This window comes from Nocardia fodinahabitans (assembly GCF_052983615.1).
Map to the genome: position 1 here is coordinate 7,136,435 of NZ_JBRJJC010000001.1, position 16,350 is coordinate 7,152,784.

Here is a 16,350-nt window from a genome sequence, read left to right on the forward strand (position 1 = left end):
CGGTCACCGGAACACCCTGGCCGCGAACTCCGTCCCAGCTCACCGGTGTTCCGTATGACCGGTCCGGTAATCCCTTCCACTCGCGATCGTCACAGCCACTCGCGCAACACCTTGGCGATCGACTCGAGGGCTCGGCTCTCGGCCATCCGCCAATGCGTCGCGTCCACGAGGTGATTGCGCACCGGGCGGCTGGCGGCATCGGTCCAGGACGCGGCGCCGGCGGAGCCGGTCGGATCGTCCTGGGCGGCGGTGAAATAGGTGATGCTGCCGTCGAATCGGCGGGGCCGGTAGGCCGCGTCGAGTGCTGCCGAGGTGATCGCCGCGTCGACGATGCGTTCGATCCGGGCAGGGTCCAGCGACGCCAGCGGTGCGGCGAGCCGACCGAGGACATCGGCCAGACCCCGGGCGTCGGCGATCTCGTCCAAGGCGCCCTCCGCGGCGAGGTCACCGGTGAACCCGCCGAGCAGATCGGCCGCGGTGACCGGGCTCGTCGTGCCGTGCGACGCGGCGGTCAGCGTGCTGTCGAGCATGCCGAGCACCGCGACCTCTTCACCGTCTTCCTGCAGTTGCACCGCCATGGCGTGCGCGAGCACGCCGCCCAGCGACCAGCCGAGCAGGTGATACGGCCCTTCGGCCTGGATCTCGCGGATCTGCTTGAGGTAGAGCAGCGCCCATTCCTCGATCGAATCCGGCAGTGGCTCGGCCGAACTCAGCGCCGGTGACTGCAGGCCGTAGATCGGCCGGTCGGGATGCAGGTGGGCGGCGAGCCCGCCGAACGACCAGGCGACACCGCTGATGGGGTGGATACAGAACAGCGGCTCGCGGCTCCCACCGGTACGCAACGGCAACAGGACGTCGAACGCCGCGTCGGCGCCGGTGCTGTCCGCCCCGTCGGCACGCAACGCCGCGAGGATGCCCGCGGGCGTCGGCGTGGTGAACAGCCAGGTAACCGGGATAGTGACAGCCACCGCGTCGCTCAGCTGCGTCGCGAGGCGGGTGGCGCTGAGCGAAGTGCCGCCCAGTTCGAAGAAGTGGTCGTCCATGCCGACCCGTTCCAGGCGCAGGACATCGGCGAAGATCTCGCACACCGTCTGCTCGATCGCGGTACCGGGGGCACGGTAGGCGCGGACCGCGAGTTCGGGAGCGGGCAGCGCGGCGCGGTCGAGTTTGCCGACATGGGTGAGCGGTACCTGGTCGATGACCATGATCGTGGCGGGCACCATGTGCGAGGGCAGTGACCGTGCCGCCCATTCGAGCAGATCCTCGACGATGACCACCCGATCGGGCGCGGCGACCACATAGGACACCAGCACCGTTGCGCCGGTCTGGTTCTCCCGCCCCATCGTGACGGCGTAGCCGACATCGGCGTGCGCGGCGAGCACCGCATCGATCTCCTCGAGTTCGATGCGGAAGCCCCGGATCTTCAGCTGGAAGTCGGTGCGCCCGCGATACTCCAGCGCCCCGTCGGCATTCCATGCCGCCAGGTCACCGGTGCGGTACAGCCGGGTACCCGCGTGGAAGGGATTCGCCACGAAGCGTTCCGCCGTCAGATCGGGCCTGCCGAGGTAGCCGTCGGCCAGCTGGGCGCCGGCCAGATACAGCTCACCCGGCACACCGACCGGCACCGGCCGCAGGCGCGCGTCGAGCACGTAGACCTGACTGTTCCAGACCGGCGTGCCGATCGGGACGGTCACGGTGTCCGCGGCGCCGACCTGGTGGCTGGTGATCGAGACCGCCGCCTCGGTCGGTCCGTACACGTTGAACAGGGTGGCCTGCGGTGCCGCGGATTCGAATCGGCGGGCCAGCGCCGCGGGCAGCGTCTCGCCGATGGCCAGTACGCGGCGCAGCGAGGCGGGCAGGGCGTCGGCGGGCAGCGCGTCGAGCATCGAGGGCACCGCGTGCAGGGTGGTGACGCCCTCGCGGCGCATCAGCTCGGCGAGGTAGGCCGGATCGCGGTGGCCGTCGGGTGCGGCGATGACCAGGCGGCCGCCCGACACCGCCGTCGACCAGAACTCCCACACCGACAGGTCGAAGGTCGCAGCCGTCTTCAGCAGCACGACATCCTCGGCGGTGAGACCGAATCTCTCCGCCTTCCACCGCAACTGGTTGACCACGGCGGCATGCGACACCGCGACACCCTTCGGGCGGCCCGTCGAGCCGGACGTGAAGATCACGTACGCGGTATTGGCCGCCCGCAGTGGTGCGCGCCGGTCGCGATCGGTGAGCGGGGCGGCGCGCAGCGACGACAGATCCAGCTGGTCGACGGCCACGACCCGGGTACCGGCGGCCGTGAATCCGGTGGCGGTGTCGGTGAGCACGAGGATCGGCAACGCCGTGTCCAGGATGTACTCGGTGCGCGCGAGCGGCTGATCGGGATCGATCGGCACATAGGCGCCACCGGCGGTAGCGACCGCGTACATCGCGATCACGAGGTCGACCGAGCGCCGCATGGCCAGCGCCACCCGGGTCTCCGGACCGACGCCCGCGGCGACGAGGTACCGGGCCAGCCGGTTCACCCGTGCGTCGAGCTCGGCGAAGGTCCACCGTTCGGTGCCGGCGACCAGGGCCACCGCATGCGGGTCCGCGGCCACGGTCTCGTCCAGCAGTGACACCAGGGTCGCGGCCGGATCGGTCTGGCGCGCGGTGCGATTCCACCGTTCGACGATCCGGGTGCGCTCGGCCGGAGCGAGCAGATCGATCCGGTGCAGCGGTGCACCGGGCGCGGCGACCACGGCGTCGATGATCCGCGTGAACCGCTCCAGGAACCCGCGCACCGTCGACGCGTCGAACAGATCCGTGGCGAAGGTGCAGTAGCCGCCGATTCCGGCGGCCGAGCCGTCGGCGGTGTAGCGATCCGCCAGGATCAGGTGCAGATCGAACTGCGAGAGCTCACGATCGGTGTCGATCGAGGCGACGCTGATGCCGGGCAGGTCCATCCGCACCTCGGCGAGGTTCTGGAACGACAGACCGACCTGGAACAGCGGATGCCGGGCCGTGGAGCGGGCCGGGTTGAGCACTTCCACCAGCCGCTCGAACGGGATGTCGCTCTGCGCGAACGCCCGCAGATCGATCTCGCGCTGGCGGGCCAGGAGTTCGGCGAAGCTCGCGTCGCCGTCGACCTCGGTGCGGAACACCAGCGTGTTGACGAACATGCCGATCAGATCGTCCAGTTCGGCCTCGCCACGCCCGGCGACCGGGGTGCCGATGGCGATGTCGGTGGTCCCCGACAGCCCGGCGAGCAGAACCGCCAGCGCGGTGTGCACGGCCATGAACAGCGTCGCACCCTGGGTGCGGGCCAGTTCGGTGAGCGCGGCGTGGGTGGCGGCGTCCACGGTGAACGGCACCCGGCCACCGGCATAGGACTGGATCGCCGGTCGCGGGCGGTCGCGGGGCAGGTCGAGCTGATCGGGCAGCCCGGCCAGCGCCTGCCGCCAGTACGCGAGCTGCTCGGCGCCCACCGACGAGGGATCGGTGTCGTCGCCCAGGAGCGTCTGCTGCCAGACCGCGTAGTCGGCGTACTGCACGGCCAGCGGCGTCCACGCGGGGGCATGCCCGCCGAGACGGGCACTGTAGGCGGTCACCAGGTCGCGGGTGAGCGGCCCGCCGGAGAAACCGTCACCGGCGATGTGGTGAATGGCCATGGCCAGGACGAAGTCCTCGGGCCCGGCCTCGAACAGCATCGCCCGCAACGGCACCTCCGCGGTGACGTCGAAGACCGTCGAAACCAGCTGCAGCACAGCGGGTTCCACCTCGGTGGTGGCCTGGACCGTCAGCCGGGGCAGGTCAGGATGGTCGGCGGGCAGCACGACCTGCACCGGCGCGTGATCCACGGCCGGATACACCGTGCGCAGGATCTCGTGCCGGGACACGACATCGCCGAACGCCGCCCGCAACGCCGCGACATCGAGCGCACCGGTCAGGCGCAGCACGACCGGAATCGTGTACGCGGAGGTCCGGGTGTCGAAGCGATTGAGGAACCACATGCGCTGCTGGGCGGGCGAGAGCGGGAGCCGCTCCGGCCGAGCCTGCGCCCGCAACGCCGGACGACGGCTCGCCCGGGTCAACCGGGACACCTCCGCCGCGCACTCGGCGACGGTCGGTGCCGCGAACAGCACCCGTACCGGGACCCGGACGTCGACGGCCGCGCTCAAGCGGGCGGTGAGCCGGGTCGCGAGCAGCGAGTTGCCGCCGCGCTCGAAGAAGTTGTCGTCGGCGCCGACCCGGTCGATACCCAGCACCTCCGCGAAGACCCCGGCGACGGTGCGTTCCAGCCCGCTCGCCGGCCGCCGGTAGGGGCGGGCCGCGAAGACGGGCGCGGGCAGCGCCTTGCGGTCGAGTTTGCCGGAGGAGGTCAACGGAATCCGGTCCAGCACCACCACGGCCGCCGGGACCATGTGCGCCGGCAGCATCGACGACGACCACCGGGCCACCGCACCGGGATCGATATCGCGACCCGTCACATACGACACCACCGTGGTCTCACCCGCCGGATTCTCGGCGCCGACGGTGACCGCGAAGGTGACCTGCGGATGCCGCGCCAGCACGGCGTCGATCTCGCCCAGCTCGATCCGGAAACCCCGGATCTTGACCTGGAAATCGGTGCGCCCCAGGTACTCCAGCTCGTCGGCCGCGTCCGCACCACGCACCCAGCGCACGAGATCGCCGGTGCGGTACATGCGTTCGCCTGCCGCACCCCACGGGCACGCGACGAACCGATCGGCGGTCACGGCGCCGCGCCCGTAGTAGCCGCGGGCCAGTGCCGAACCGGCCAGATACAGCTCACCGGTGACACCGACGGGCACCGGGTGCAGCCGCTGGTCGAGAACCACCGCGCGCAGCCCCGGCACCGGTCGGCCGATCGTGACCCGGTCATTGGCGCGTAACCGCGCGTAGGTCGCGCCGATCGTGGCCTCGGTCGGACCGTATCCGTTGAGGAAGCGGCGGCCGCGCTGCCAGGCGGCCAGCAGCTCGGCGGTGGTCGCCTCGCCGCCCGCCGAGACACAGACCAGATCGGGCAGACCCGCCGGATCGAGGGTGCCCAGCAGGGCTGGGGTGATGATCGTGTGGGTCACGCGCTCCCGGCGCAGCAGGTCGTCGAGGTCGACGCCGCCGACGGTGTCCGGTGGCGCGATCACCAGGGTGGCGCCGCGATGGAAGGCGGTGCCGATCTCCTCGATCGACTGGTCGAAGCTGGGCGAGCAGACGTGCAGCATCCGATGGTCGTGCCGCAGGCCCATGATCGTGGCCGAGTGCGTGACCAGGGCACCGAGGCCCGCGTGAGTCACGGTGACGCCCTTGGGCCGTCCGGTGGAGCCGGAGGTGTAGATGACGTAGGCGGCGTGGTCGCGCCGCAGCGGCGCCCGGCGGTCCCGGTCCCGCACCGCAGTGGAGGGATAGCCGGCGATACGGGCGCGTACGGCGGGATCATCGAGCACCAGCCAGCGCGCCGACTCACCGAGTGCCCGAGCGTGTCCGGTGACGGTGATGCCCACTGTGGCACCGGAGTCCTCGAGCATGTGCCGGACCCGGTCGGCGGGGTAGTTCGGGTCGACCGGCAGATACACGCCGCCGGCTTTCGCGATCGCCCAGAACGCCAGAATCGCCGGGTAGCCGCGCGGGATCGCCGAGGCGACCACGGTTTCCGGCCCGACGCCATCGGCGATCAGGACCCGGGCCAGGCGCGAGGAATCGGCGTCCAGGTCACCGTAGGTGTGGCCGCGGCCGTTGTCGCGCACCGCGATCCGGTGCTGTCCGTAGTCGGTGCCGCGCACCAGCAGCTGCGGCAGGGTGGCGATGGTCGACGGTGTGCCGCCGTCGCCGATACGGATCAGGAAGCTGTCCTCGTCGCGGTCCGCCAGCGGCAGGTCACCGACCGGTGTCCCCGGTCGCTGGGCCAGCGCGGCCAGGATCCGCACCAGGCGCCGACCGAATGTCAGCGCTTCCTCCTCGTCGAACACTGTTCGCGCGAAGGCTATGTCGATGGACGAGCCCGCGTCGTGCTCGATCACGGCGAGGGCCAGCTCACCGGACGCGAGACCGTCGAAGCTCAGCGACACCTGATCCAGGTGATCGACACCGAGCAGGGCGGCCAGGTCCGCCGGTGGAATTCCCGCGTGCGCGAGCGCCTGGGATTCGCTGTGCTGTGCCTGCGGGAGCAGCGCGAGGAAAGGCCGGGCCGAGTCGACGCGGGTGCGGACCACCATGCCCTGCTCGGGCGCGGCGATCACGATGTCGTCGGTGCCGGTGAGCCGCGCGAGCAGCACGGCGACGGCGCTGCGGATCAGCGCCGACCAGCTCACGCCCGCCGAATCGGCGAGCCGACGCAGGTCGTGGTGCACCGCTGCCGGGATCGGCAGCTGTGTCCGACCCTGCCCGTCCGCGGTGCCGCGCCGGGCCGTGGGGAGGGCGAGCCGACCGGGCGGATCGGCCAAGGTGTTGCGCCAGAAGCGGGCTCGCGTAATCGGGTCGGCGGGCACGGCCGCGAGCCGATGCGCGATCTCGGCGGCCGCGGTGTCCGGCGCGGTGATCACGTCGGTCAGGGCGGTGCGCAGCCGGTCGGTCACCGCCTGCGCGGTGGCGTCGGCGACGAGATCACGCCGGTACTTGATCTGCACCTGGGTGCGCGCTCCCAGGAAGACCAGGATGGTGAGCGGGTAGTGCGTGAAGTCGGCCCCGCGCAGACCGTCGATGCTCAGGTTGTCGAGCGCACCGCCCGCCTGCTGAAGTCCTTCCGCGTCGACCGGGTAGGACTCGAAAGCCAGCATGGTGTCGAACAGTTCACCGCGCCCGGCCACCCGCTGGATCGCGCCGAGACCGAGATGGTGGTGGTCCAGCACCGAGGCCTGCTCGGCCTGCACCGCGCGCACCAGGTCGGTCACCGTGGCGGTCCGGTCGAGCCGGACCCGCACCGGGACCGCGTCGACGAACAGGCCGATCATGTCGCCGACACCGTCGATCTGCGGCGGACGGCCCGAGACGGTGGCGCCGAAGACGATGTCGTCGCGTCCGGTGGTCCCGGCGACGACCAGACCCCACGCCGCCTGGAAGACCGTGTTCGCGGTGACCTCGGTGTGGGCGGCGAACGTGGTGAGCTCGGCGGTGCGGGCGGCATCGAAGTCGAACTCGCACAGCCCGAATCCGGTGCCAGTGGCGGGCGGCCACGTCAGCTCCGGCGCGAGCACGCTCGGCTCCACCTCGGCCAGCACCGACGACCACGCACGCTCGGCGACCGCGCGATCCTGACGGCTCAGCCACTGGAGGTAGTCGCGGTAGGGCCGCACCGGCGGCAGGGGCGCCGCGTCACCGTGCGTCGCGTACAGGACCAGCAGTTCCTTCATCAGCAGCGGCATCGACCAGCCGTCGAGCAGGATGTGATGGCCGGTCAGTACGAGGTGACTGCGCCCGGAACCGGTGGTGTAGACGGTGAATCGCAGCAGCGGCGCGATCGCCGGATCGAATCCGGCCTGCTGATCGGTGGCCAGCAGCGCGGGCAGGTCGGCTTCGTCGATCTCGCCGACGATCCGCAACGGCGCCTCGACCGCGTCGGCGACCACCTGCACCGGCGTTCCGTCGGCGGCGGTGACGAACGCGGAGCGCAGGTTCGCGTGCCGGTCCAGGACAGTGCGGGCCGCACGGCGCAGACGCTCGGTGTCGAGATCGCCGGTGAGTTCGGCGACGAGCTGGATGACATAGGCGTGCACCGACTCGTCCAGGAGCTCTTCCAGTGCCAGCAGCGAATGTTGCAGCGGGGACAGGGGCAGCACCTCGGTCAGACCGGGGTGGGTGCGACGCCACAGGTCCAGATCCGCCTGCGACACCGGCACCAGCGCGACATCGGACGGTGTCAGGCCGCCCGCGTCCGGATGCCGGGTGTGGTCGGCGAGCGCGGTCAGCTGTCGCGTCCACTCGTCGGCCAGCTCCAGTACGTCATCGGCATCGAGAATGCCCGTGGCGTAACGGAAGTCGGCGCGGAGCTGGAGACCGGCGTCGGTGGGGACGGCGATCGCGTTGATGTCCACGACGGTGTCGGCGGGCAGTGCGGGGTCGTAGTCGACCTCGATGTCGCCGAGATCGGCGGCGGGCAGCCAGGCGGTGTCCTCGGCGGGCCCGTGACCGGTCGTCGCGCGGCCCAGGTAGTTGAAGCCGATCTGGCCGAGGCCACCGGTGAGCCGATGCGCCGGGTCGAGGCGTAGCAGGCCGAAGCCGATGCCGTTGTCCGGCACCGCGAGCAGCTGTTCCTTCACCGAGCGCACCGCTGTCGCGAGGGCAGCGTCGTCGACCTGCCCCGGGACCTCGGACAGGTCCAGCACGACCGGGTGGACGCTGGTGAACCAGCCGACGGTGCGGGTCAGATCGGCGCCGGGAACGACGTCTTCCTGGCGACCGTGCGCTTCCACCCTGACGCGCAGAGTGTCAGCCTCCACACCACGACGCGCGCGCCACTCGCGCACGGCCAGCGCGAGCGCGGCGAGCAGGGCGTGGTCGGCGCCGGCCCGGTACTGTGCGGGCAGCGTGGTCAGCAGCGGTTCGGTGACCTCGGCTGGCACCTGCACCGTGATCGACCGCATCGTCGCCTCGGTGTCGACCGCGCTGTCCAGTGCCCGTGCGCCGAGCAGCGGATCCGGGGTGGACAGCAGCTGCCGCCAGTAGTCGAGTTCGCCGGTGCGGTCGGCCTCGACCAGACCGTGCGCCCAGCGGCGGAACGAAGTACCGACCGGCGGCACGACGATCTCTTGCCCGGCGCTGTGCTGTGCCCACGCGACGACCAGGTCCGGCAGCAGGATCCGCCACGACACCCCATCGATTGCATAGTGATGGGCAGCCACCACGAGCAGGTCCCGGGCGTCGTTCCTGCGCACCCACGTCAACGCGATCATCCGGCCATATCCCGGATCGAGCGCCGAGAGCGCCGAATCCATGGCGGCGCTACCGAGACGGGTCAGGTCGTCGCCCTCGGCAGAGGCCGCGTCGACCTCGGAGATCAGCGCGTCCGCGTGGACGGCCTCGGGCCCCAGCACCTCGAACCGCCACCGGACGCCGTCGTGGCGCAACCGTGAACGCAGCATGTCGTGCCGGCGCAGCACCGCGGCCACGGTCGCGACCAGACCGGCCCGATCGATACCGTCCGGCAGCGCCAGGACCATCGTCTGCGCGAAACGATCGCTCGAGCCGGTGGCCAGGAACTCCGCCAGCACCGGGGTCAGCGCGACCTCACCGATCCCGCCACCGGGCAACTCGGCCAGGGTGACGGCAGGACTGTCGACAGCGGCGATCTCGGCCAGCTTCGCCACAGTACGGTGCTCGAACACGTCCCGGGTCGTGAACGTCAGGCCCGCCGCACGGGCCAGCGAGACCAGCTGGATCGACAGAATGCTGTCGCCACCCACGGCGAAGAACGAATCGTTCACGCCTACCGCCTCGACCCCGAGCACCCGCGCGAACAGCCCGGACAACACCGTCTCCGCCGGAGTCGACGGCGCCCGATCGACCGCCGTCGCGGCGACCGGCTCCGGGAGAGCGGACCGGTCGAGCTTGCCGTTGGAAGTCAGCGGCAGCGCCTCGAGCACGACGATCGCCGAGGGCACCAGGTACGACGGCAGGCGCTGCGCGGCGTACTCGGTGAGCGCCGCCGGATCGGCGGTCCGCCCCTGCGCGGCAACGACATAGGTGACCAGGACAGTGGACCCGGACGCTGTCGACCGGCCCACGGTCACGGCCGCATCGACCTCGGCGCGGCCGGCGAGCACCGCATCGACCTCGCCCGGTTCGATCCGGAACCCGCGCACCTTCAGCTGCGTGTCCGCGCGACCGACATAGTGCAGTTCCGCGTCGCGTACTCGCACGAGATCACCGGTGCGATACATCCGCGCACCCGGGGCGCCCCAGGGATCGGGGACGAACCGGGCCGACGTCGTCCCCGGCTGATTGCGGTAGCCGCGCGCCAACGCGCGACCGGCCAGATAGAGCTCACCGGTGACACCCGGCGGCACCGGATGAAACCGCTCGTCCAGGACCATCGCGTGCGTGCCCGGAACCGGCACACCGATCGACACGGGGTGACCGGCGGTGAGTTCGGCGTAAGCCGAGATGATCGTCGTCTCGGTGGGGCCGTACCCGTTGAGATAGCGGCGACCCGGCTGCCACTTCGCCAGCAACTCCGGCGTGGTCACGTCGCCGCCGACGGACAGCAGCTCCAGCGCATCGAGACCCGCCGGATCGAGCGTGCCGAGCACGGCGGGAGTGATGATCGCGTGGGTGACGGCTTCGGCGGCCAGCAGCTCGGTCAGCTCGACACCGCCGAGGATCTCCGCCGGCACGACGACGAGCGTCGCCCCCGTCGTGAAGGCACACAACCATTCCAGGACCGACGGGTCGAACCAGGGAGCGCAGATGTGCAGGAACCGGTGGCCCCCGGTGAGGTCGTAGCGGCGAACGGCCTCCTCGACCAGGGTGCTCAGGCCGGCGTGGGTCACCGTGACGCCCTTGGGGACGCCGGTCGAACCGGAGGTGTAGATGACATACGCGGGGTGGTCCACCCGCAGTGGCGCACTACGATCCGCGTCCGTGATCGGCGTCGCGGCGGAGCTCTCAGCCGCGTCCACGGTGAGCCAGTCCACGCCCGCCGGCACCCGATCGAGATGCTCCGGAGCGGTGAGACCCAGTGCCGCGCCCGAGTCGGCGACCAAGTGGTCGAGACGCTGTGACGGCTGAGCCGGGTCCATCGGCACGAACAGGCCACCGGCCTTCGCGACCGCGAGTGCGGCGACGACCATCTCCACCGACCTCGGGAATACCACCGCGACAGCGACTTCGGGGCCAACGCCCCGCGCGATCAGGGCACGGGCCAAGCGGGAAGTCCGCGCGTCGAGTTCGCCATAGGACATCGAATGTCCCCGGTACCGGATCGCCACTCGGTCGGGGCCGAGCGCGACACCACGCGAGACGAGATCCGGGAACCGCAGCGCAAGAGCGACGGGGTCGGCAGCACGCTCGGTCAGCTGTTCGGCCGCACTGAGAACAACCAGGTCACCGACCGGAGACTGGGGGTACTCGGTGATCGCCGTCAGTAGCCGGACCAGCCGTTCGGCGAACACCGAGACCGTCTCCCGGTCGAACAGAGCGCTGGCGAAAGCGAACTCGGCGGACAGCGTGTCCGCCGCACCGGGGGAGACGGAGAGCGCGAGGTCGAAGTGGGTCGCCTCCGGTCGCGGCTCCGTCAGCAGCGCGAACCGGCTGGACGCTCGCTCGGCGACACCCAAGGCCGCCGCCTCCGCCGCGGACAACTCCGCGTGTGCGAAGGCCTTCCGTGCGATCGCGGCGGCGTCTGACAGCAGCGCGTCGACGGTTCGGTCGCCCGGCACCGATAGTCGCAGCAGCACTGCCGAATCCTGCGGGCCCAACGCATCGATCGCGATGTCCGCACTACCGGACAGTCGCGCCAGCAACGCCGCGAACGCGACATGGACGACGGTCCGCACCGAGGTCTGCCGGAACTCCGCGACATCCCGCACCCGCCCGGCCAGATCGGCCGGGATCTCGAACCGCACCTGATCGTCGACGACCACCGGCGCGACGGGCCGGAGTCGATCCGACGGAAGATTCAGCTCCTCGGGCAGATCCGTGAGAACCGCACGCCAATAGGCGAACCGCGCCACCGGATCGTCGTGCCGGGCGAGCACCTCGAGCGCATCGCACACCGGGCGATCCGGCGTATCCCGGAGAGCATCGAGCACCACGCGGAGCCGGTACGCCAGCGCATCGGCGACGTCGCTGCCGACGACATCGAGCCGATACTGCAGGCCGACGCGGATGCCGTCGCCCACCTCGACCCCGACCGCCACCGGATAATGCGTCGCGTTGGCCGCCTCGACGTCCACGATCTCCAGACCATCGATGGAGCCGTGTGCGCGCCGCATCCCCTCGGTATCCACCGGATAGGACTCGTAGGCCATCAGCGTGTCGAACAGCTCACCCGCGCCCGCGGACCGCTGGATCTCGGCCAGCCCCAAGTAATGCCCGTCGAGCAACGCGACCTGCTCGGACTGCACCCGCGACAACACCGCACGCAGCGGCGCGGCACCGTCGAACCGGACCCGCACCGGGATCGTGTTCGCGAAAAGACCGACCATGCCGTCGACACCGTCCAGCTGCGGCGGTCGCCCCGACACCACCGCACCGAACACGACATCATCCCGGCCGACGGCACCGGCCAGCACCAATCCCCATGCCGTCTGGAACAGCGTGTTCAGGGTGACCTCGTGTGCCGCGGCGGCCGCCGACAGGACCTCCGCCTCTGCCGCCGACAGCTCGACCGCGCACATCCCGTATCCCGCCCCCGCATCCACAGGCGGGGCGACCGCCGCCGTGAGCACGGTGGGCTCGAGCCCGGACAATGCCACGCGCCAACCGCGCAGCGCCGCCGACCGATCCCGGCCGTCCAGCCACGCGAGATAGTCACGATAGGGCCGCACGCGCGGCAGCATCGACGGGCCGCCGTCGGTGGCGTAGGAGACCAGCAGTTCCTTCATCAGCAACGGCATCGACCAGCCGTCCACCAGCAGATGATGCGCGGTCAGCACCAGATGCAGATCACCGGAACCACGGCGGTACACCGTGAACCGCAGCAACGGCGGCGACGATAGATCGAAACCGGCCCGCGCCTCAGCGGCCAGGAACTCCCGCGGGTCGCGCACCGTGGTGTCGACGATCCGCCACGGCACCGCGACACCCTCGGCCACGAAACCCACCGGCGTACCCGACGCCGCCGACCCGAACGACGTGCGCAGGATCGCGTGCCGATCGAGGACCACCTGCGCGGCCCGCCGCAACCGCTCCAGATCCACCGCACCCGCCAACTCGACGGCCAGCTGCACCAGATACGGATCCGCATCGGGGGAGCCCTGCGCGAGATACAGCAAGCCGAGCTGCAACGGCGCCAACGGCACCACATCGCTCAGCCCGGGCAGCGCACGGTGCCACTCATCCAACTCCCCCTGGGACACCCGCACCAGCGCGACATCGGCGGGGGAGAGGCCACCGGCCGCCGGATCACGGAGATGGTCGGCGAGCAGCGCCAACGCCTCTGTCCAGCACTCGGCCAGCGCACGCACCGACGCCTCGTCGATGATCCCCGAGGCATACGAGAACGACGCCCGCAGCAGCACACCGTCGCCGGAGCCGGCCGCCAGCGCGTTGATATCGACCACGGCGGCCGCGGGCAGCGCCGGATCCTGGTCGGCGACGGGCTCACCCCACGCGTCGGTGGGCAGCCAGCCGTGATCGGCGAGCGAATCCGGCACATCACCGGCCGACACCCGACCCAGATAGTTGAAGCCGACCTGGCCCAGCGCGCCGGACAGCTGCGGGCCCGAATCCATGTCCAGATGCCGGAGCATGCCGAAACCGATGCCCTTGTGCGGCACCGCGAGCAGCTGCTCCTTGACCGCCTTGACCAGCGACGCGGTCGCCGCACCACCACGCCACGCGTCCTCAGCGTCGATCCCGCCCAGATCGAGCGCCACGGGATACATGCTGGTGAACCAGCCGACCGTCCGGGTCAGATCGGCGCCGCCGACCGCGGACTCCGCACGGCCGTGGCCCTCCAGCCGGATGCGCGTCGCCGAAGCATCCACGCCACGGCGGGCCCGCCACGTCCGCACCGCCAGGGCCAGCGCGGCGAGCAGGCCGTCCTCGGCACCCGTGCGATACATCGTCGGCAGGTCGGTCAGCACCGCCCGGGTGACGTCGGCGGGCACCGTGACACTGAAAGTCCGCACAGTCGACGCGGTATCGACCGAGCGGTCCAATGGACGCCCGCCCAGCAGCGGATCAGGGACCGCCAGGGTCCGCCGCCAGTGGTCCAGCTCGCCCCGACGCCCGGACGCCGCCTCGGTCAAACCGTGCGCCCACCGGCGGAACGAGGTACCGACGGCAGGCAGGGTGACCCGCTGCCCAGCCGCGTACTGGGCCCACGCGGCCACCAAGTCCGACAACAGGATTCGCCAGGACACCCCGTCGATCACGGCGTGGTTGGCCGCCACGATCAGACCATCCGGGCCGTCCTCGCGGCACAGCCACACGAACGCGACCATCCGCGACGCCAGCGGATCCAGCGACGCCAGCGCGGCATCCATGGCCGTACTCGCGATCTCGGCGAGCTCCGCGTCGGTCCGGCCCGCGGGAACGTCGACCCGGGTGAGCAGCTGGTGTGCCTCCACCGAGCCCGGTGGCAGCGCGTTGAGCTCCCACCTCCCGTCCACCTCCCGCAGGCAGGCGCGGAGCATGTCGTGATGGTTCAGCACCGCGGTGAGGGTGTCCACCAAGCCGATCCGATCGATACCGGCGGGCAGCGCCAACACCATCTGCTGGCTGAACCGGCCGAACACCCGTCCACCCGCCAGCGAAGCCGCCAGCACCGGCGTCAGTGGCATCGTCCCCACACCACCACCGGGAAGCTCCGCCAACGTCGGGACCGACTCCACCCCGACCACCGCGACGCGGGCCAGTCCCGCCACCGTCCGATGCTCGAACACCTCCTGCGGGGTGAACGAGATACCGGCCGTCCGTGCCCGCGAGACCAGTTGGATGGACAGAATGCTGTCGCCACCCGAAGCGAAGAACGAATCCTCGGCGCCGATCTCCCGCACACCCAGGACCTGCGTGAACAGCTCGGCGATCGCGGTCTCGAGCGGGCCCTCCGGCGCACGGGAACAGGCCGCGCCGAACACCGGCGCGGGCAGCGCCGTGCGATCCAGTTTGCCGTTGGGCGTCAGCGGGATCTCGTCCAGCACGATGAGCACGGTCGGCACCATGTGACCGGGCAACGAGGCGCCGGCGAAGCGCGTCACCTCCTCGGTATCGACCGACACACCCTGGCGGGGGAGCACGTAGGAAACCAGCACCGTCGCACCCGAGTCGGCTTTCACGCCCATGGTGACGGCGTACTCGAGGTCCGGATGGGCCGTGAGCGCGGCATCGATCTCCCCGAGCTCGACCCGGAACCCCCGGATCTTCACCTGGAAGTCGGAACGGCCGAGATACTCGAAGTCACCCTCGCTCGTGCGACGGACCAGATCACCGGTCCGGTACATCCGGGCGCCCGCCGTACCCGCGAACGGCGCGGCGACGAACCGCTCCGAGGTGAGTCCGGGCCTGCCCAGATAACTCTGGGCCAGCGCGGGACCCGACAGGTACAACTCACCGGCCACACCCGCCGGGACCGGCCGCAACCGCGCGTCCAGCACCATCGCCCCGATACCGGGGAATGCCGAACCGATCGTGATCGGCTCGCCCGGCCGCAGTCCGGCGCTGCCCGTGGCGAGAATCGTGGCCTCAGTCGGACCGTACCCGTTGAAGAAGGCACGCTCGCCGACCGCCCAGCGATCGACCAGGGCCGGGCCGAACGCGTCACCGGCCACGACGACCACCCGCAGCTCGTCGAGCCCCTCGGCATCGACCGACTCCAGCGCGGCCGGCGTGATCAGCAGATGGGTCACGCGTTCCCGGCGCAGCAGCGCCGCCAGCTCGGGTCCGCCGAAGACCGTCGGCGGCGACACCACCAGGGTGGCACCGGCCTGGAAGGTCACCAGCAGCTCGAGCACCGAGACGTCGAAGTTCGGCGAGCACACGTGCAGCACCCGGTCGCCCGCGTTCACCGCGTACCGGTCCCGCGCCGCCGTGACCAGCGTGCCCAGACCGGCGTGGGTGACCACGACGCCCTTGGGCCGTCCGGTCGACCCCGAGGTGTAGATGACGTAGGCCGGGTGCTGATCGGTCAGCGCACGCACCCGATCGAGGTAGGAGACCGGATGCGACGGACGCGCCGCGATCCGCTCCCGATGCTCGGGCGCATCGACCTCGATCCAATCGAGGGAGTCGTCCAGGGCGGTCCGGTGCGACGTCGCGGTGAGCCCGAGGACGGCACCCGAGTCGGCCACCAGGTAGGCGATCCGTTCCTCGGGCAGACCGGGATCGACCGGGACATAGGCCGCGCCGGTCTTGGCGACCGCCCACACGGCCAGCACCGACTCGATCGACCGGGTGAAACCGAGCGCGACGACATCACCGGGCCCGATACCGCGGTCCAGCAGCTCCCTGGCCAGACGAGAGGACGACTCGTCGAGCTGGGTGTAGGTCAGGTCGATCCGGTCGCCGTCGGCGGGGGAGGAGATCAGGGCGATCGCGTCGCCCGCCGTGTCGACCGCCGCCGTCAGCAGCTGCGCGAAGAGGGGAGTGCTCGCCTTGCGATTGCCTCGACCTCGCGCCGCACGACGAACCTCACCCATCCTTGTACAACATCCTTCATCCGTCCGGCCCACAGCTCTGCGATGACCCACGAACCCTGTCGGATTC

The 16,350-nt window shown here is 70.9% G+C and carries 1 protein-coding gene; it reads right to left on the minus strand.

What is annotated here, in order from left to right:
- Positions 1–89: 89 nt before the first annotated feature.
- A complete protein-coding gene (locus NV348_RS33670) occupies positions 90–16,283 on the minus strand; it encodes a non-ribosomal peptide synthetase (protein WP_447150518.1) in 16,194 nt (5,397 codons plus the stop codon).
- Between the last annotated feature and the right edge of the window lie 67 nt (positions 16,284–16,350).